Genomic DNA, 20,032 nt, shown 5'->3' with positions numbered 1-20,032 from the left:
TGTTCAGGCGGCCGGTTTCCGGACGGCGGGTGCTGCGGATCCTGCTCTGACAACCTGTTCCTCCCCAATGTGCGCGCCGGCCAACGGCCGGGCACCTCCAGACTATAGTTCCGCCGTCGGGCATCCTAGCTTCCGGGGCAGTCGGGCTGGGAAGCCCTCCGGTTGCCGTTCCTGACGGCCCGGCACGCGCCCCGCCGAAAACTCCATCAATACGACAAAGCAACAGCAATAAGGGAATATATAACTATGAAGGCACGCATTCTGGTGGTTGATGATGACGAGGCGCTCGCAGAGATGATCGGCATTGTCCTGCGCAACGACGGCTTTGAGCCCGTCTTTTGTGCGGACGGCGGACAGGCTCTGGACGTCTTCCGGTCGTCAAAGCCGGATCTTGTGCTCCTTGACCTGATGCTGCCCGGAACGGACGGCATCGAGGTCTGCCGGCAGATCCGGTCGGAGTCCGATGTTCCGATCGTCATGCTGACGGCCAAGTCGGACACCTCCGATGTTGTCAGGGGACTGGAATCAGGAGCCGACGACTACGTGCCCAAACCCTTCAAACCCGCCGAGCTGGTTGCCCGTGTCCGGGCGCGGCTGCGTCCCGGCGACCAGAAGGCGCCCGAGACGCTGCGCATCGCGGACGTCACCATCGACGTCGCCGGCCACCTGGTGAGCCGCGGCGACGAGCGGATCTCGCTGACGCCGCTTGAGTTCGATCTCCTGGTTGCCCTGGCGCGCAAGCCCTGGCAGGTTTTCACCCGTGAACTGCTCCTGGAGCAGGTCTGGGGTTACCGCCACGCGGCTGACACCCGGCTGGTCAATGTCCATGTCCAGCGACTGAGGTCCAAGATTGAACGTGATCCGGAAGCCCCGGAAGTTGTATTGACGGTTCGTGGTGTCGGCTACAAAGCAGGGTCCTGAACCGCAGGGCCAGAATCCCCCTGAGGCGCCCGCGGGATCCGGTTCCGAATCCAGCGGAAGCGCTCCCGCGGCGGAGCATGCCCGGGACGGTTCGCGCAAACCCGGTCCCCGTACGGGCCCGGAGCACACCGACGCCTTCGGCGCCGGGCTCGCACGGCTGCCGTCGCAGGCCCGGATCTGGCAGCGCCGGGCACTCATCGTCGTCCTCCGTGTCGCCCGCCTGGTGCGCACCGGCGTCGACCGCATTTTTCCCGGCATCCGGTACTTGCTGCACTCCCTCCAGCGCCGGTGGCGCCGGTCCCTGCAGTTCCGCACAGTCCTGACCACCCTGCTGCTGTCCATCAGCTCGTTCGCGATCGTGGGCGCCTACCTGTCCAACCAGATTGCCAACAACCTGTTCCAGGAACGGCTGACACAGGCGGAGTCTGAGACCCGCTACAACGTCAAGCAGGTGCAGGACACGTTCGACGGCGCCCAGGTCACCGACCAGTCCAGTGTGATCACCCTTGTCTACGACACCCTCAACGCGGTGGAGGGCAAGGGCTCGGTGATCCAGCGCCGCTACGTGTTTGAGGCGATGCCGGAGCAGACCAAGCCCCGCAACCGGTGGGTGGAATCGCGCGCCTCCGACCAGCTGACCATCAGCGTCATCCCGCCGGATCTCCGGAAGGCCGTCCAGGACTCCGGCAAGGAACAGTTCTGGGCGTCCACGGAATTCCCGGTGGGGACCGAAGACCGGCCGGGCATCGCCGTCGGCAACAAGGTGACCTTCAACGGCACCGTCTATGAGCTCTACCTGATCTACGACCTCAACACGGCACAGCAGACCCTGAACGAAATCCAGAACGTCCTCTGGGCCGGCGGCGCCGCGCTGATCCTCATGATTGGCGCCATCGCCTGGTACGTCACCCGCAACGTGGTGAGCCCTGTCAGCCATGCAGCCGTGGTCTCGGAAAAACTGGCGGCGGGCCAGCTGCAGGAACGCATGGTGGTCAAGGGGGAGGACGAGGTGGCCCGTCTCGGGGCCTCGTTCAACCACATGGCCGCGAGCCTGCAGGAGCAGATCACGCAGCTGGCCACGCTCTCGCAGATGCAGCAGCGGTTCGTTTCGGATGTGTCCCATGAGCTCCGCACCCCGCTGACCACCGTCCGGATGGCCGCCGAGGTGCTGTACGACGCCCGCGACGACTTTGACCCCATTAACAAGAGGTCGGCCGAACTGCTCTACAACCAGGTGGAGAGGTTCCAGTCACTGCTGGCGGACCTGCTGGAGATCTCCAGGTTCGACGCCGGCGTTGCCATGCTCGATGCCGAGGCGACGGACATCGTGCAGCTCATCTCGCACGTGATGGAGGGCGCTGCGCCGGTCGCCGAAGAATACGGTTCGAAGATGACACTGAATGCGCCGGAAGGCAGCGTCGTGGTGGAAATGGACAGCCGGCGCATCGACCGGATCCTGCGGAACCTGATCCTGAACGCCCTTGAGCACGGCGAAGGCCGCCCCGTCAATATCTCCGTCGCCTCCAACGCCGACGCCGTTGCGGTCACCGTCAGGGACCACGGCATCGGCATGAGTCCCGCCGAGGCGGCACGGGTCTTCGACCGCTTCTGGCGCGCCGACCCTGCCCGGGCGCGTACCACGGGCGGCAGCGGGCTGGGCCTGTCCATCGCCACCGAAGACACCAAGCTGCACAACGGCTGGCTGCAGGCCTGGGGAAACACCGGAGTCGGCTCCAGCTTCCGGCTCACCCTTCCGCTCAAACAGGGCGGCACCATCACAAAGTCGCCGCTGCCCCTTGAGCCGGCGGACGTGGGACTGGGCGGCCCCGGCGACCACAGTGTCCTGGTCCTGGGAACGGGCGCCACCGCTGTGCCCGCGGATTCCGGAGCGGCCAGGCCTGAGCCCGCCAACCCTGCACCGGCGAACCCTGTTCCGCCCGCGGACGCCAGGCCCGCCGCGGGCGGCGGACCGGGCACACCGGAGCCGGCGCGCACAGGGGAGCGTTCGTGAGCCGGGTGCGCCCGGCGGCCCGCGGACTGGCCGCGGGGCTGCTGGCCGTCATCCTGCTGTTCCTGGCCTCGTGTGCCCAGATCCCGAGGTCGGGCCCCGTGGGAAAGAGCACCGATGAAAGTGCCGGAAACCCCAACGCGCCCGTGTTCTTTCCCGTCGCGCCGCGCACCGGGTCCAGCCCGGAGGCGGTCATTGAGGACTTCTACCTGGCAGGCAGCGGGTATGAGGACGACTACGCCGTGGCCCGGCAGTACCTGACGCAGGCGTCCTCCGTTGGCTGGAAACCGGACCAGCGGACGCTGGTGTTCCGCTCCGAGCGGGTGGTGAAGACCGCCGTCGAGGGCGTCTACAACTACGAACTGGACGTCGCGTACTCAGTGGATTCCGACGGCGTCGCCACCCAGATGCCGGAGGGTACCAAGGAAAACATCCCCGTTACCCTCGTGCAGGTCGACGGCGAATGGCGCATCTCCAAGATCCCCGACGGCACCGCCATTCCCGAGGAGACCTTCAAGGTCATCTACGGCGCCTACCCCATCTACTTCTACGACCCCAGCTTCACCTACGCGGTTCCCGATGTCCGCTGGTTCATCAAGAAGAAAACAGTGAAGGCCATGACGAGCGCCCTGCTCGCCGGGCCCGCCCCGTACCTGAAGGGCGCTGTCGTCAGCGCGTTCCCGTCCGGAATGAAACTTGCCAGGGAATCGGTGCCCGTTGTTTCCGGCGCTGCCCAGGTGGACCTGTCCGCCAAGGAGCTCACCGATGCCTCCACCGAGGACAGGCTCAGGATGCAGACGCAGCTGGCCCTGACGTTCCGCAGCCAGCCGGACGTCATCAACGTGGAGCTCCGGGCCAACCAGGACCTAGTGCGCGTGGAGGACAACGGCTCGGTCCTTCCACCGGTCCAGAACAGGAACGCCCCTGCACGCCAGATCGCCATCAGCAATGGCGAGCTGGTGCGGTACGAGAACAACAGGGTCTCACCGCTGCCCGACATGCAGCCGGTGGCGGGGCTGAAACCGCGGTCACCCGCCGAATCGCCTGTCTCGCAGACGGTGGCGTTCCTGAACGGCAGCCGCAGCACGCTCTACTCGATGGTGCCGGGCCAGCCGGCGCGTGCCCTGACCACGCGCAGCACGCTGACCCACCCGTCGTTCAGCCTGCACGACTGGCTGTGGACTGCCGGTCCCGGCGCCCAGGGCGTAACGGAAATCACGGCCTTCCGTCCCACCGGCGTGGCCCAGGGTGCACCGGTGCCGGCTGTCACGCTGACCCCCTCCTGGCTGGCCGGCCGCAACGTCAAGGACTTCCGGGTGTCCCGGGAAGGCGTCCGGGCACTGGTCATCTCAGAGCTGAACGGCGAGACACGGGTGCAGGTAACGGGGATCATCCGCAGTGCCGACGGCACGCCGAAGGAACTGACGGCCCCCATAACCCTGGAGTCCAGCGGAAATCCGGACCAGGGCGTTTGGGTCAATGACACCACCCTTGTGGTGATGAAGGGCGCTGCGACGTCCAACGTGACCCCCGAGCTTCTCTCCCTCACCTCCCCCCAGCCGCAGAAACTCGCCCCGTGGCCGGGTCTGGTTGCCCTGAGCGCAGGCAACGGCCCGGAGGAGATCTATGCCCAGTCCAGGGACGGCATCTTCCAGCGGCTCGGCAACGGGTGGTCGGCGCAGCTGCGGGGGCCCACGGACCCGTCCTTCCCCGGCTGAGCGTTCCTGCACCTTCCCGCGCGGTGCGTTTTCCACATGGAGGCCGCACGCCCTGTTGCCGGCGTCACCGCCAAGGCAACCTTGACTGATGGGGAGTCACAGGGCACGGGAACGGGGAAGGCAGGCAGACCCTGATCTCGCCGTCCAGCCGCTGTGGCACGCCCGCCACCGCGGGGAGCACCGGCAGCGGATCCTGCAGGCCTGGGATGTGCTGGCCGGGGCCGCGTCCGATCTTGTTGCCCTGGCACTGCCCATTGAATGCGTCTGCTGCGGCAAGGAGGATCTCGCGCTGTGTTCCGGCTGCGAGCGCAGGCTCCGGATGCTCACGCGCCACCCCTTCCGGGCGGAGACGGGGGCGCCGGCGCTCATGGACACCGACGGCTCGGTCATCCTTCCCGTGGTGGCGGCGGGCATCTACCGGGAGGAGCTCTCACAAGCGATCCTGGCCTTCAAGCGCCACGGGCAGGGGCAGTTGCGGATTGTGCTGTCGAAGGTACTCGCCGGCGCGCTTGCGGCAGCACATGCGGGAACGGACCGTGTCCTCCTCGTTCCGGTCCCTACCAGCGGCAGCGCATACCGGAAGCGCGGGTTCAGTCCCGTTCACCTGCTGTTGGGCGGCACGGGGCGGGGCATCAGGGGCCGTCATCCGGACTGCAGGGATGCGCTGCGCAAAGTCCGGAACCCCAGGACAGGCGTGGGGCTGGCCGGTGGGCAGAAAGGGCTTGGCAGAGGAGACAGGTCCCGAAGGGTCCGCGGCTCCATGCGCAGCGCACGGGGCGCACGCGGACGCTCCCTGCGCGGAAGGCAGTGCATCATTGTGGACGATGTCCTGACCACCGGTGCCACTCTCGCGGAAGCTGCCCGGGCCATCCACGATGCCGGCGGAATTGTGCGCGGCGCCGTGGTCATTGCAGCTACCCGCGCGCCCGATGCGTCGGCCGCTCCGGGGCCGTCGCGGCATCCTGAAGACCGGCTGGTGATTAGCTGAGACATAGAAAAAAATAAACTGCGAAAGGATGAATAACTGGTTGCTATGAACTAACGTCGGATATGGGTACCAAGATCAGTTGTACCTTTCGATAGCGGCTCGGAAAGGGGCTCGACTGTCAATCAGATCGTCCCCCGGATGTCCCGCCGTCGTGTCACCGAAGTCATTTGGAGGGCACCATGGAGTTCATGATCAGCGGACGGAATCTGACGGTCTCGGACCGCTTCCGCGAATACGCCGGCGAGAAGATCTCAAAGATCGAATCGCTTGGGGACAAGGTCCAGAGGGTCGACGCGAAGGTTTCCAAGGAAACGAATGCGCGGCAGACCGGTGACCAGCTCACGGTTGAAGTGACAGTCCTGGGCCGCGGCCCCGTGATCCGTGCCGAAGCAAGCGCCGCAGATAAGTTCGCCGCGTTCGACCTCGCCTACAACAAGCTGCTTGAGCGGCTGCGCAGGGCCAAGGACCGCAAGAAGGTCCACCACGGGCGGCATACGCCCAAGGCCGTACGCGAGGCAACTGCAACACTGGAGCCCGCCAGCTCCAACCAGCCGATCTACGTCGAAGCGAGCAATAACGCCCAGGCCGCTCCGGAGCCGGCTGAAAAATCGCCGTACGACGTCGACAACGACATCCCCGCCGGTGACTCGCCGGTGCTGATCCGGCGCAAAGTATTCCCGGCCGCGTCACTTACCCTTGACGACGCCGTGGACAATATGGAACTTATCGGTCACGACTTTTACCTTTTCGTGGACAAGGCCACGAACGCGCCATCGGTTGTGTACCGCCGCCGCGGCTGGACATACGGGGTCATCACCCTTGACCACTACTGCGAACCCGGCGAGAACACGCACGAGGAGAAAATCCTCGCGTACCGCTCGGACGATGCGGCCGCAACTGCATAGGATGGAGCCCAGACTACGAAAGGGCTGACATGGGTGCATCGCTGAGCCTCGCGCAGGCCCGGCGGATCGCACTGGCAGCCCAAGGACTGGACAAAGGACGGCCCGCCGGCCCCGTGACCTCACGGGCGGTGGGCCGGACCTTTGCCCGGATTCAGCTCGTACAGATCGATTCCGTCAACGTTTTGGCCCGAAGCCACTTCCTGCCGTTCTTTTCCCGGCTTGGCGACTACGACCGCACCATCCTCCAGCAAATGGCGGGCAGGCACCCGCGGCGCATGGTGGAGTATTGGGCCCACGAAGCCAGTTATATCCGCCCGGAGCATTTCCTGGACCTGGTGGTGTGGCAGAACCGGAGATGGGTGGGGGCAGCAGGGATGGATCCGGCACTTCGCTCCGGCGTAACGGGGCGCATACTGGAAGCGCTCGCCGACGGAAAGCCCATGACGGCTGCGCAGCTCACGGCGAGGCTGGGGCATGTTGAGGACCGCAAGCACGTCAACTGGGGCTGGAACTGGAACGCCGTCAAACGTGTTCTGGAGCACCTGTTCGAAGAAGGGGTCGTCTCGTCGGCGTCAAGGACGGACCAGTTCGAGCGGCAGTATGCCCTGACCCGGCAGGTTTTGCCTGGCCACGACCTTGAAGCGGCACCGGACCCCGCGGCGGCCATGGACCGGCTCATCGATGCGGCCGCGCAGGCGCACGGCATCGGCAGCGTGCGCTGTTTCGCCGATTACTTCCGGACGCCTATCAAGGCAGCCACGGCCTCGGTGCAGCGCCTCGTGGATGCCGGGCGCCTGGAGCCGGTGACAGTCGCAGGCTGGGACCGGCAGGTGTACCGCCACGGCCAGGCACGGCTTCCGCGCCAGGCAGTTGGCCGCGCGCTGCTCAGCCCGTTCGATTCGCTGGTGTTTGAACGGCGCAGGCTCGAGGAGCTCTTCGGCTTCCACTACCGGATCGAGATCTACACGCCGGTGGCCAAGCGCCGCTTCGGCTACTACGTGCTTCCGTTCCTGCTCCGCGACCGCATTGTGGCCAGGGTGGACCTCAAAGCAGACCGGGCCGCGGGCCTGCTGCTTGCCAAGGCATGCTTTGGTGAGCCGGACGCGCCGGCGGACACCGCCGTCGAACTCGCTGCCGAACTGCAGCTGATGGCGGGCTGGCTGGGACTGGACGGCGTAGCCGTCTCGCCGGTGGGGGACCTCGCTGCCGCGGTTGCGGCCGCCGTCGACGGCTATCCGCTGTGAGGGAACAGGGGCAACGTGCCGTGCGTGTCTCCCGTAGACTAAATCACGCCAGAATTCGGCAGCATGAGACTGGGAGCAACTTCACGTGGCATCACTAATCGAAAAAATTCTCCGCACAGGTGACAAGAAGCTCCTGCGGCAACTGCGGACCTATGCCGATTCCATTAACGCCCTTGAAGATTCGTTCCAAACATTCACCGATGCGGAACTGCGTGAAGAAACCGACCGGCTCCGGGCGCGCCACCAGGATGGCGAGAAGCTCGAGGACCTCCTGCCGGAAGCCTTCGCTGCAGTCCGTGAGGCGTCCTCGCGGACGCTCGGCATGCGGCACTTCGATGTCCAGCTCATGGGTGGCGCTGCCCTGCACCTGGGCAACATCGCAGAAATGAAGACCGGTGAAGGCAAGACGCTGGTGGCCACTGCTCCGGCCTACCTCAATGCCCTTACCGGGAACGGCGTCCACGTTGTCACCGTTAACGATTACCTGGCCGAATACCAGTCCGAACTCATGGGCCGTGTCTACCGGTTCCTGGGACTCACCAGCGGCTGCATCCTCGCCAACCAGGACCCGGCTGTCCGCCGCGAGCAGTACGCTGCCGACATCACCTACGGCACCAACAACGAATTCGGCTTCGACTACCTCCGCGACAACATGGCCTGGGACAAGTCCGAACTGGTCCAGCGCGGCCACAACTTTGCGATCGTGGATGAAGTGGACTCCATCCTCATCGACGAGGCCCGTACGCCGCTGATTATTTCCGGCCCGGCCCAGGGCGACACCAACCGCTGGTACAGCGAATTCGCCAAGGTTGTCCTGCGCCTGCAGCCGGAGAAGGACTACGAAGTCGACGAGAAGAAGCGCACCGTCGGCGTGCTCGAAGGCGGAATCGAAAAGGTTGAGGACTACCTCGGCATCCAGAACCTCTATGAATCCGCCAACACGCCCCTGATCGGCTTCCTGAACAACGCCATCAAGGCCAAGGAGCTGTTCAAGCGGGACAAGGACTACGTCATCCTCGACGGCGAAGTCCTCATCGTTGATGAGCACACCGGCCGTATCCTCGCCGGCCGCCGCTACAACGAGGGCATGCATCAGGCGATCGAAGCCAAAGAGGGCGTCGAGATCAAGGCCGAAAACCAGACCCTCGCCACGGTGACCCTGCAGAACTACTTCCGCATGTACGAAAAGCTCTCCGGCATGACCGGCACGGCCGAAACCGAAGCCGCCGAATTCATGAGCACCTACAAGCTCGGGGTGGTGGCCATTCCCACGAACCGCGACATGCAGCGCGCCGACCAGCCCGACCTCGTGTACAAAAACGAAGTCGTAAAGTTCGAGGCCGTTGTGCGGGACATCGCCGAACGCCACGAGAACGGCCAGCCGGTCCTGGTGGGCACCACCAGCGTCGAAAAGAGCGAGTACCTCTCGCGGCTGCTGGCGAAGGACGGCATCCGGCACGAGGTCCTCAACGCCAAGAACCACGCCCGTGAAGCTGCCATCGTGGCCCAGGCCGGGCGCAAGGGCGCGGTCACGGTGGCCACCAACATGGCCGGCCGCGGCACGGACATCATGCTCGGCGGCAATGCCGAGTTCACCGCCATCGCCGAACTGGCCCAGCGGGGACTTGACCCGGAGGAAAACTCGGACGAGTACGAGGCCGCGTGGCCCGGGGCGCTGGAGGCCGCGAAGAAGGCCGTCAAGGACGAGCACGAGGAAGTACTGGGCCTGGGCGGCCTGTACGTCCTTGGCACCGAGCGCCACGAATCCCGGCGCATCGACAACCAGCTCCGCGGCCGCTCCGGACGCCAGGGCGACCCCGGAGAATCCCGCTTTTACCTGTCACTGACTGACGACCTGATGCGCCTGTTCAACTCGGGTGCGGCGGAGCGCCTGATGAACAGCTCGGTGCCCGACGACGTGGCGCTGGAATCCAAACTCGTCTCGCGCGCCATCGCCTCGGCCCAGGGGCAGGTTGAAGGCCGGAACGCCGAACAGCGCAAGAACGTCCTGAAGTACGACGACGTCCTCAACCGCCAGCGCGAAGCCATCTATGGCGACCGCCGCCGGATCCTGGAAGGCGACGACCTCCACGAAAAGGTGCAGTTCTTCCTGGAAGACACCATTAACGCGCTGATCGACTCAGCAACGGCCGAGGGCAACGGCGACGACTGGGACTTCGACCAGCTCTGGACCAACCTTAAGACCCTCTACCCGGTGACTGTGACGCCGCACGATGTCATCGACGAAGCGGGCGGGAAGTCGCGCATCACCGTGGAGTTCCTGAAGGAAGAAATCATGTCTGATGCCAAGCTGGTGTATCAGGCACGCGAGGAAGCCATCGGCTCCGAGAGCATGCGTGAACTCGAGCGGCGTGTTGTCCTTTCCGTGATCGGGCGGAAGTGGCAGGAACACCTGTACGAGATGGACTACCTGAAGGAAGGCATCGGCCTGCGCGCCATGGCCCAGCGTGATCCGCTGGTGGAATACCAGCGTGAAGGTTTCACGATGTTCCAGTCCATGATGGAAGCCATCCGGGAAGAGAGCGTCGGCTTCCTCTTCAACCTCGAAGTGGAAGTCACCCCGGCCGAGGACGTCGTGGTTGCCGATGAAGCCGGCGGCCACACCGAACACCACGAGCCGCAGATCCGTGCCGCCGGTCTCGAAGCTCCGGAAAAGCCCGCCCAACTCCAGTACACGGCGCCCCGCGAGGACGGCGGAGCCGAGACCCGGATCGAGGGCAGGGCTGCGGGACGCTCGGGCAACCCCGCCAAGGCCGCCGCGCAGGACCGGCGCGACGGGAAGAAGAAAAAGCGCTAGAGGATACGACAGGAAGGGACCGGAGTTCATGCTCCGGTCCCTTCCTGTTTCTGCTTCAGCCAATCTCCAGTGCCGTCACACGCCAGACGTTTTTGCTGCGCTCCAGCCGGACAGCCACTGCACGGATCCGCAGCTCGTCAACCACCACCGCACTTGTCTCGTAGATGTCCGGCGTCACCTGGCATGCATGAACCGACCGGACTGATGCGTTGCGGTGGAGCAGACCCATCTTCCGGGGAGCCCGGGCAGCCACCCGCCGGGTGAGGGCGGCCCGGTGCTGGAGCACGGTGAGGCAGCGCTGGTCCAGCCGCCGTGCCAGCTGGTGGATCGGTCTCGTTCCCGCCAGGACCTCAATGGCGGCCTGGACAGTGGCCCCGGTGATGGCGCATATTTCGCGCACCTCGTCGCCGGGGGCAGGGGCCGCCGCCGTGCGGGCCGGTACGGCCGGGACGGGTTCAGGAACAGCGCTTCCTGCACGCCGTAGTGGAGTTACTGCAGTCATGATCGGTCCTTTTGGTTGGTCTGGCATGGGCAGGCCGCACGGGGCGGTCCAGGGGCAACGACGCGGAAGGAAAGCGGCGCCGACTAACGGACGGAAGCGGCGCAGATTATGGCGGCGGCGGGCTGAGGAGCTGGCCCGGCAGAAGGGCATTGGGATCTTCTCCGATGACATCCCTGTTCGCCTGGTACCAGAGCGGCCACCGGGCGGCAATTTCCACGTCGGAAGCCCCGGGGCCAAGCTCGCGGGCGGCGATGGTCCACAGTGATTCGCCGGGCCGGACAGGAACTTCGCGGTGCGCGCCCGCCGGCCCGGACGCTGCCCTGGCCGATCGCGGGGTGACGAGGCCCGGCTCGACCACCGGGATGCGGGGCTTCCACTGGGGCTGGAGTTCTCTTCCGTCAGCGATGGATCCTTCAGTGCTGCCGGAGTCCGCGGAATGGGCGGCGGCCAGGGCAGGCCGGCGGTCTGACAGAGGCGCCCACGCTGCGGACAGCGATGATCCGTTGCCCGAAGAAAGGCCTGCGGCAGGCAAGGCCTCTGCATGGGCGAGCGGTGCGCCAAGGAGCTGAACACCCACGGCGGCCATCGCCAGCCTGCGCATGAATACCGGGCTGAACTTCCCCGTGGCGCGTGCGGCAGTGTGGTGCCCGGCACGCTCCAGGACAGCGGATGCAAGGGCGGCCGCCAGGGACAGCAGCCACCAAGCGATCATTGCCAGCCCGGCGGCGAGGGCCAGCAGGCCAAGGAGGTCGTCGAAGAGCAACGACTGCCGGCGGGCAGCGGACTGACGCCAATGGTCGACCATTCCGCTTCCGGTAAATGCGAGAAAGACTCCGAGCCCCAGGATGACAGCCGCCAGGGACGCTTCTGCCCTCACCGGGCGCCGTAGTGCTTCCGCCATGACTTCCCCCAACCAGTGCATTTAATGCAGTTTGATCCACTTTTATGCTGTGTGGTTCCTGTGGAGCTAGTTTGCAGCAGTTGTGCCTATGTTGTCTATGGAGGAGGGGAAGCCTGTGGATGAATTGACCCTGTGGGTGGCCGGGCCTACGCTGGCGCCATGCGATGGAATGCACTTTTCCAGGATCTTGAGCTGCAGCTTGCCGAAGCGGGAACCCTGGATCTGGAGTCCGAGATTGCCGAGCGCTCCCGGGCGGACACGGCTGCCATCGCGCTCGATGAAAGGCTGCGGGGAGCGCTGGGCTGCCACGTCGGAGTTCATTTGCGTTCGGGGCAGGATTTTGCCGGCACGCTCACGCATGCGGGAGCGGAAAGCCTGGTCCTTGAAGAGGCGCTGCATCAGGTGCTGATCCCGTATGCCGCCGTGGGCCACTACACCGGCCTCGGGCGGTTCGCGGTGGGCGAGGCTTCCCCCGTGCGCCGCAGGCTGGGCCTTGCCAGCGCGCTGCGGGGGCTGGCGCGGGACCGGGCTGAACTCACCGTCCTAATGGCTGGCCGGTCACCGGACGTGCAGCTGCGAGGTGTGATCGACAGGGTGGGGCGGGACTTTTTTGACCTGGCCCTGACGTTGCCCGGCGAGGCGCGCAGGGCCGGCCGGGTTGCCGATGTGGCCACGGTTCCGTTTCAGGCGCTGGCTGCGCTCCGGTCAAGGCGCGCCGGGGAACTCTGAGAGCGCGCCGCCTGGTTCAGGCGGACAGATTCAAACGGATTTGGACTTGGCCTCTTGAATCATGCGGCTTGCCTCGGCATAGCGCTCTTCGATGTACTGCTCAAGCATTTTTTCCTCGACGCGCCACTGGCCGCGGCCACCCACCTGGATGGCCTTCAGTTCGCCGCTGCGGACGAGCGCATACGCTGCCGGTGCATTGATCTGGAGCTGCTCGGCTACATCTGCAAGCGTGAGGAATCGGGGCATAGTCCAATTGTGCCACCGTTGGGCGCCGGGTGATGCTGTTATCCACAGTTTGATGTTGTTTGCCGCAAGACCCTTCCGAACGGGCAGGCATGCCGCAACAATGATCATGACCGGCGCGATCCAGGCGCCCAGGCGTCAAGGGGGAGCAGTACGCATGAGTACAGGCACGGCGGCCACCGGAACCCGGTTGAAGAAACCTTCCTGGAAGGATCCGAGGCTGCTGGTGGGCGTGCTCCTTGTCCTCGCATCCGTCGCCGGGGTCGTTGCACTCGTCGGCAGTGCGGACCGGACCACAGAGGTTTTTGCAGCCCGCGAGGCAATCGCCGTCGGGCAGAAACTCACTCCCGAAAACATCAGCAGGGTCAGGGTGCGCCTCGGCGACGTCGAAGCGCACTACGTCACGGCGGAGGCAGGCCTTCCCGATGGCCAGGTGGCCGTCCAGCGGATCGCCAAGGACCAGCTGGTTCCCCGGGAGAGCCTCGGCACTGTCGACGCGCTGGACCGGAAGCCGGTGGCCGTCACCGTCCAGGAGGCCTTACCCGAGCAGGCCGTGGCGGGCACCCGGGTGGACGTCTGGGTCTCCATGCCTGACGCCCGGAACGGTTTTGCCCAACCGAAGCTGCTGCTTCCGGGCGCGGAAATCGCTGAGGTTTCGCAGGGATCCACTGCCCTTGGTGCTTCGAAATCAACAGTCCTGATGGTTCTGGTGGGGGACGCCCAGATGGCCTCGCTCCTGGGCGCTCAGGCGAACGAGGCCAAAATCTCCGTGGTGTGGAATCCCGGCGGGACCGCCAAGTGAGCATCCCGGTTGTCACCGTCGGTGAGTCGCAGGAAGATCTGGTTGGCGGACTGGAGCGGCTCCACGGTCCCGTCACTGTAGTCCGGCGCTGCGCGGAGCTCGCGGAACTGCTGGCTGCCTGCCAGAGCGGCCTGGCGCGGGCGGCCGTTGTTGCCGAGGGAAGTCCGGACCTGACCGCCTCGCTGGTGGACAGGCTCGCCGCCGTGGGCGTAGTGATCATTGCCCTCACCGACAGCCCCGAGGAAAGGCTGCGGCTTCGCAGCATCGGCGTCACCGCAGCGCCATCGACGGTTGAATCCACGGCCCTTGCAGAGAGCATCGCCGATGCTGTCAGCACGCATGCAGGCTCCCGCCCCGCGGGGCAGGGCCCCGGCGCCGGGTACAGCGCCGGTTTCGCGGATGCCGGAGCGGCACTGCGTCCGGAGGCTGTCGACGCAGCAAAGGAGCCGCCGGGTGTCGGAACCGGCAAGGTCCTGGCGGTGTGGGGGCCAGCCGGCGCACCCGGCAGAACCCTGGTTGCCGTCAACATCGCAGGGGAGCTGGCAGCGGAGGGCAAATCTGTCCTGCTGGTCGACGCCGACAGCTATGGGGCCAGCGTCGCCGGAGTCCTCGGGCTGCTCGATGAAGCGGCAGGCCTGGCGCAGGCGTGCCGGTTGGCGGACCAAGGCCTGCTGGACCGGGAAGCGCTGCTCCGTGTCGCCGCCCCGGTGGCGGCCCCGGCCGGGACCTTCCGGGTCCTGACCGGAATCACCCGGGCCGACCGCTGGACCGAGCTGCGCGCCGCCGCGCTGGCGCGTGTTCTGGACCGGGCCCGGGAAGTGGCCGAAGTCATCGTGGTGGATGCCGGCTTTTGCCTTGAGGCCGACGAGGAGCTGAGCTTCGACACCATGGCACCGCGGCGCAACGCTGCAACGCTGCGGAGCCTTGAGATGGCCGACACCGTGATTGCGGTTGGCTCTGCGGATCCGATCGGTGTTCCCCGCCTTATCAGGGCGCTGGCGGAACTCGAAGGTTCAGTGCCCGGCGTCAGTCCCGACGTGGTGCTCAACAAGGTGCGGGCCTCGGCTGTGGGCCGGTCGCCGGAACGTCAGCTCCGCGAGGCGTGGGACCGGTTCGCCCCGCCGTCGGGCATCAAGGCCTTCCTGCCGTGGGACCCGGACACAGCGGACGCCGCGTTGCTGGCCGGCTCGCTATTGCTCGAATCGGCTCCCGATTCCCGGCTTCGGACGGCAATCGCCGAATTGGTTTGTGCACCTGCCCAGCAAAAACGGCGACCCTCTGTGTTCTCCTCCACAGCAGGGCGCCGGCGGACGGGCTAGGCTCACGGTGAGGGCTGCAAGGAAGCAGCCGCAAACTGTGTGATGGAGGCGTGTGTCGATGTCGTCTGGGTCCAGCGTGGAGGATCAGTCCCGTTCAATCGGAGCCGAGGAAGGCTTCTTTGCGGACTACTACGAGCATCTGGCGGAGGAGGACGCGCGCGCTTACCCGCACGAGCTGCTGACGGCCCGGGCTGAGACCCACCGTGCAGTCGCTTTCGAACGCAGGCCGGGCACTGCCAACATCTCCATCGTTCCCGAGGGCGACCGCAGCGTCGTGTACATCGTTACCGACGACATGCCATTCCTGGTGGACTCGGTCAACGCCGAACTGGTCCGGCAGAATTCCGCCATCCACCTCGTGCTGCACCCCATGTTCGTGGTCGCGCGCAACCGCGAAACCAACGAGCTGGTCAAAGTGGACAGGGTTCCGTCCAGCATCGGCATCTCCAGCGGTGACACCGCGGCGCTGCCTGTCCTTTCCCGGCTGATTGCCCAGGGCGACAACGCGTCCCACATGGAGTCCTGGATCGCCGTCGAGATCGGCCGCGCCAGTGACGAGGCTGCGGACAAGCTCCAGGAGGGGCTGGAACGCGTCCTCGGGGACGTCCGTGCCGCCGTCGAAGACTGGCCCAAGATGCGCAACAAGGCACTTCAGATCGCGAAGGACCTGGACAAGGTGGCGCATCCGACACAGATCGCCGAGCTGCGCCAGGCGAAGGATCTGCTTCGCTGGCTCGACGAAGGCAACTTCACCTTCCTCGGCTACCGGGAATACGACCTGGTCAACGAGGGCGGGGAGGATGTCCTGGAGCTGCGCGAGGACAGCGGCCTGGGCCTGCTGCGTGCCCACCACGACACCCGCCAGGTACAGCACCTCACCGACGCCGGCAGGCGCAAGGCCCGCGAAAAGCGTGCCCTTGTCATCACTAAGGCCAATTCCCGTTCAACCGTGCACCGGCCCGCCTACCTGGACTACATCGGCGTCAAAAGCTTCGATGCCGCAGGCAACGTCAACGGCGAACAGCGCTTCATCGGACTCTTTGCCACCAGCGCCTACACCGACTCCGTGCGGAACATCCCGATTGTCCGGGAAAAGGTCGAGGCCGTGCTGCGTGACGCCGGCTTTCCGGCGGACTCGCATTCCGGGAAGGACCTGCTGGGCATCCTGGAAACGTACCCCCGCGACGAGCTCTTCCAAATCGAAATTCCCGACCTCGCCGCGACGGCAACAGGAATCCAGCGGCTGCAGGAACGGCGCCGGACCCGGCTCTTCCTCCGGCCGGACATCTACGGGCGGTTCATGTCCGCCGTCGTCTACCTCCCGCGCGACCGGTACACCACCAACGTCCGGCTGAGGATCGAACAGGAACTCCGCGAGACCTTCCACGCCGAGTCCATTGACTACGAGGCGAGGATGACCGAATCGGCGCTCGCCCGCCTGTTCTTCCGGATCCGGCTGCCCAAGGGCGCGGACGTCAGCCACGTCAACACCGATGCGCTGGAAAAGCGGCTTGTCCGGGCTGCGCGGTCCTGGAGCGAAGGAATCGCCGAGGTACTCCGCGAGCGGAGTACCGACGACGGCGCCAATGAACTGGCGACCATCTGGGCCGAAGCTTTCCCCGCCAGCTACCGGGTCGACTACGAAATCGAGGATGCCCTCGAGGACATCGCCCGGTTTGAACAGTACGGCGCCGAGGCCGAGCGCGTGGCTGGCGCCCGGCAGGAGCGTCCCGGCGTCCATGTGTACCTTCCCGAAGGCGCCGGTGCCACCCTTGAAGAAGACGCCAGGGTCAAGCTGTACATGCTGGAGCCGAAGAGCCTGAGCCAGATCCTTCCCTACTTCCACAATCTGGGGCTGGAGGTGCTGGACGAGCGGCCGTTCGAGATCGAGACCGCCGACCGCCGGGACTTCTTCCTGTACGACCTCGGACTGAAGTACCCGGCCGGAGTGGACCCGGTGTCCACCGGCCGGCTGCTGGCGGATTCCTTCGGTGCGGCCGTTTCCGGTGCCGTCGAATCCGACAGCTTTGACCGGCTGGTGCTCCGCGAGGGCATGACGTGGCGGCAGGTCATCGTACTGCGGGCCTACGCGAAGTACATGCGGCAAATGGGAAACACCAACTCATTTGAGTTCATGGCCGACACCCTGCTGGCCAATCCGGAGGTCACCCTCGGACTCATTGAACTGTTTGAGGCACGCTTCGACCCCGGCGTGCCCGAGGCTGAACGGGCACAGAAACAGGCCGGCGTCCGCGCCCGGCTGGCGGCGTCAATCGAAAACGTGGCTACCCTGGACGCCGACCGGGTGGTTCGGACGTTCACGAACCTCATCGAATCCACCCTGCGCACCAACTTCTACCAGGACAAGACGCACCTGAGCTTCAAGCTCAACCCCTCAGCGATCGAAGGGCTGCCTTTCCCGCGGCCGATGTTCGAAATCTGGGTTTACTCGCCCCGGGTCGAGGGCGTGCACCTGCGCTTCGGCAAGGTGGCCCGCGGCGGGCTGCGCTGGTCGGACCGGCGGGAGGACTTCCGCACAGAAATCCTGGGCCTGGTCAAGGCGCAGACCGTCAAGAATGCCGTGATCGTTCCAACGGGCGCGAAGGGCGGGTTCTTCGCCAAGCGGCTGCCGGATCCCGCCAAGGACAGGTCGGCCTGGATGGCGGAGGGCGTCGAGAGCTACAAGACGTTTATCCGCGGGCTGCTGGACATCACGGACAACCTCGTGACGGGAGGAGACGGCGAACGGCTTGTCCCGCCGTCGGACGTTGTAAGGCACGACGGCGACGACTCCTACCTGGTGGTCGCAGCGGACAAGGGCACGGCATCGTTCTCCGACATTGCCAACGGACTGGCAGCGGACTACGGATTCTGGCTGGGCGACGCCTTCGCCTCCGGCGGTTCTGTGGGATACGACCACAAGGCCATGGGCATCACCGCCCGCGGTGCCTGGGAGTCCGTCAAGAGGCACTTCAGTGAGCTGGACCTGGACACCCAGTCCGAGCCCTTCACCGTGGTCGGCGTCGGCGACATGTCCGGGGACGTCTTTGGCAACGGAATGCTCCTGTCCAAGCACATCAGGCTGCTCGCGGCGTTCGACCACCGGCATATTTTCCTCGACCCGAACCCGGACGAGGCCAGCTCCTTCACGGAGCGGCAGCGGCTGTTCGAGCTGCCCCGGTCGTCGTGGGACGACTACGACAAGAGCCTGATCAGCGAAGGCGGCGGGGTCTACCCGAGGCAGGCGAAATCCATCCCGGTCTCGCCGCAGGTACGGTCCGCACTGGGCCTGCCCGAGGACACCACCCAGCTCAGCCCGCCGGAGCTCCTGCGCGCGATCCTGCTTGCTCCCGCGGACCTGCTGTACAACGGCGGCATCGGAACCTACGTGAAGGCCAGCTCCGAGACCCACGCCATGGTGGGCGACAAGTCCAACGACGCCATCCGGGTGGACGGCCGGGACCTTCGGGTCAAGGTTGTGGGCGAGGGCGGAAACCTCGGCATGACGCAGCGGGGCCGCATTGAAGCTGCGCTGCAGGGCGTCATCCTGAACACCGACGCCATCGACAACTCCGCGGGCGTCGACTGCTCCGACCACGAGGTCAACATCAAGATCTTCGTGGACCGGATGGTGGCTGCCGGCAAGCTCGACGCCGCCGACCGCTCGGACTTCCTGGCGTCGATGACCGACGAGGTGGGGCGTCTGGTCCTGGAAGACAACATCGACCAGAACATCCTGCTTCTGAATGACCGCCAGAAGGTGGCGGAATGGAGCCCGAGCTACGAGCGGCTGATGGACTGGCTGGAGAAGACGGCGGACCTGAACCGGGACCTGGAGGCGCTGCCCTCCACCGCCGTCCTTCGTGAGCGGCTGGAACAGGGGCAGGGCCTCACGTCACCCGAGCTGTCCGTGCTGGCTGCCTACGCCAAGATCGAACTGGCGACGGCACTTCGCGACAGCGACCTGGCCGACGACCCGTGGTTCCGCGAGACGCTCCGGCAGTACTTCCCGGTCCAGCTCCGGGAGAAATTCGACGCCGAACTGGACACCCATCCGCTGCGCCGCGAAATCATCGCAACGGTCGTGGCCAACGACATGATCAACCTGGGCGGCATCACCTTTGCCTTCCGGACCATGGAGGAGACCTCTGCGAGCGAGGTGGCTGTGGCCAAGGCGTTCGTGGCCCTCCGGGAAATCTATGAACTCGACGTCATGGTGTCCGAGCTCAACGACCTGCCGGCGTCGTTCCCGACCGAGCACTGGAGCACGGTCCACCTCGATATCCGGCGGCTCCTGGACCGTGCGGTGCGCTGGGTTCTTGCCCAGGGAAGCGCCTCACGGCCCATCGCCGACATCGTCGCCGAGTTCAAGCCGCCGATGGAGCCCATGCGGGCCAAACTGCTGGATTACCTGTGCGGTGACGACCGTGAACGCGTTGCGTCCTGGCTTGAGAAGGCGCAGTCGTGGGGCCTGCCGGAGGACCTGGGCCACCGTTGGGCGGAGCTGTTCGAGAGCTTTGTCCTGCTGGACATCGCGAAGATCGCGCACACCCGCAAGGAGCCGGTGGAGGACATCGCCCACGTCTACTACACGGTGTTCAACCGGTTCCACGCGGACTCGCTCCTGGAGCGGATCAGTTCCCTGCCGCGGAAGGACCGCTGGCAGGCCCTGGCCCGTGCTGCGCTGCGTGATGACCTTTACTCAACCATTTCCGACATGACGACGGCGGTCCTGGACTCGACCGACGGAGGGTCGCCGGCCGAGGACAGGCTCAAAGCCTGGGAGCAGCTGAATGCGGAACATTTGGGCCGTGCGAAGAGCATGTTCGATGAGGTCAACGCCCTCGAAGCGGACGACATGGCCTCGCTCTCGGTAGCATTGAGGCTCTTGAGGTCAATCGTCCGACGCTAGGACAAGGTCCCGCCGTCGAAAA

The 20,032-nt window shown here is 65.7% G+C and carries 14 protein-coding genes; 11 read left to right on the top strand and 3 right to left on the bottom strand.

Annotated features, from left to right (window positions below; genetic code table 11):
• The first annotated feature begins 246 nt into the window (after positions 1-246).
• From mtrA to secA, 7 genes are all read left to right on the top strand, one after another.
• Entirely contained in the window at positions 247-921 is a 675-nt protein-coding gene (gene mtrA, locus ACFRAH_RS06190; RefSeq protein ID WP_076801713.1) for an MtrAB system response regulator MtrA, read from the top strand.
• A 157-nt stretch (positions 922-1,078) separates the two neighbouring features.
• Positions 1,079-2,932, top strand: a complete 1,854-nt coding sequence (gene mtrB / locus ACFRAH_RS06185) for an MtrAB system histidine kinase MtrB (RefSeq protein ID WP_377990056.1) — start codon at positions 1,079-1,081, stop codon at positions 2,930-2,932.
• A 5-nt stretch (positions 2,933-2,937) separates the two neighbouring features.
• Positions 2,938-4,647 carry an LpqB family beta-propeller domain-containing protein gene (locus ACFRAH_RS06180; RefSeq protein ID WP_377990055.1) on the top strand — a complete coding sequence of 570 codons (1,710 nt, stop codon included), beginning with the start codon at positions 2,938-2,940 and terminating at the stop codon, positions 4,645-4,647.
• Between the two features lie 88 nt (positions 4,648-4,735).
• The gene (locus ACFRAH_RS06175) at positions 4,736-5,635 is read left to right on the top strand and encodes a ComF family protein (RefSeq protein WP_377990016.1); all 900 of its coding nucleotides are present in this window, start codon (positions 4,736-4,738) and stop codon (positions 5,633-5,635) included.
• Positions 5,636-5,814: 179 nt separating this feature from the next.
• Positions 5,815-6,540: a ribosome hibernation-promoting factor, HPF/YfiA family gene (hpf, locus tag ACFRAH_RS06170; protein ID WP_377990015.1), complete on the top strand. Its 726-nt coding sequence runs from the start codon at positions 5,815-5,817 to the stop codon at positions 6,538-6,540.
• Positions 6,541-6,569: 29 nt separating this feature from the next.
• Entirely contained in the window at positions 6,570-7,784 is a 1,215-nt protein-coding gene (locus ACFRAH_RS06165; protein ID WP_377990014.1) for a winged helix-turn-helix domain-containing protein, read from the top strand.
• Between the two features lie 85 nt (positions 7,785-7,869).
• Positions 7,870-10,602: a preprotein translocase subunit SecA gene (gene secA / locus ACFRAH_RS06160; RefSeq protein ID WP_377990013.1), complete on the top strand. Its 2,733-nt coding sequence runs from the start codon at positions 7,870-7,872 to the stop codon at positions 10,600-10,602.
• 55 nt (positions 10,603-10,657) lie between these two features.
• Here secA and ACFRAH_RS06155 read toward each other — a convergent pair whose 3' ends face one another.
• On the bottom strand, positions 10,658-11,104 hold the full coding sequence (locus ACFRAH_RS06155; protein WP_377990012.1) for an Rv3235 family protein: 447 nt from the start codon (positions 11,102-11,104) through the stop codon (positions 10,658-10,660).
• Positions 11,105-11,210: 106 nt separating this feature from the next.
• A complete protein-coding gene (locus ACFRAH_RS06150) occupies positions 11,211-12,026 on the bottom strand; it encodes a LysM peptidoglycan-binding domain-containing protein (protein ID WP_377990011.1) in 816 nt (271 codons plus the stop codon).
• A gap of 138 nt (positions 12,027-12,164) precedes the next feature.
• Between ACFRAH_RS06150 and ACFRAH_RS06145 the strand changes: the two genes are divergently transcribed.
• Complete coding sequence (locus ACFRAH_RS06145) at positions 12,165-12,734, top strand: hypothetical protein (protein WP_377990010.1); 570 nt, start codon at positions 12,165-12,167, stop codon at positions 12,732-12,734.
• 30 nt (positions 12,735-12,764) lie between these two features.
• Here ACFRAH_RS06145 and ACFRAH_RS06140 read toward each other — a convergent pair whose 3' ends face one another.
• A complete protein-coding gene (locus tag ACFRAH_RS06140) occupies positions 12,765-12,980 on the bottom strand; it encodes a helix-turn-helix domain-containing protein (RefSeq protein ID WP_043419585.1) in 216 nt (71 codons plus the stop codon).
• Positions 12,981-13,134: 154 nt separating this feature from the next.
• On the opposite strand from ACFRAH_RS06140, the gene ACFRAH_RS06135 reads away from it, so the two are divergent.
• From ACFRAH_RS06135 to ACFRAH_RS06125, 3 genes are read left to right on the top strand one after another with little or no spacing between them, the layout of a single operon-like run.
• Positions 13,135-13,779, top strand: a complete 645-nt coding sequence (locus tag ACFRAH_RS06135; protein ID WP_377990009.1) for an SAF domain-containing protein — start codon at positions 13,135-13,137, stop codon at positions 13,777-13,779.
• A complete protein-coding gene (locus ACFRAH_RS06130) occupies positions 13,776-15,098 on the top strand; it encodes a CpaE family protein (RefSeq protein ID WP_377990008.1) in 1,323 nt (440 codons plus the stop codon). The genes ACFRAH_RS06135 and ACFRAH_RS06130 overlap by 4 nt, the downstream gene beginning before the upstream one ends.
• Positions 15,099-15,156: 58 nt before the next feature.
• Positions 15,157-20,010: an NAD-glutamate dehydrogenase gene (locus ACFRAH_RS06125; RefSeq protein WP_377990007.1), complete on the top strand. Its 4,854-nt coding sequence runs from the start codon at positions 15,157-15,159 to the stop codon at positions 20,008-20,010.
• The last annotated feature ends 22 nt before the right edge of the window (positions 20,011-20,032 follow it).

The sequence above is a fragment of the Arthrobacter sp. NPDC056727 genome, from assembly GCF_042790555.1.
In the GTDB taxonomy this organism is placed as follows: domain Bacteria; phylum Actinomycetota; class Actinomycetes; order Actinomycetales; family Micrococcaceae; genus Arthrobacter.
This window is presented reverse-complemented; position numbering and strand designations above follow the sequence as displayed.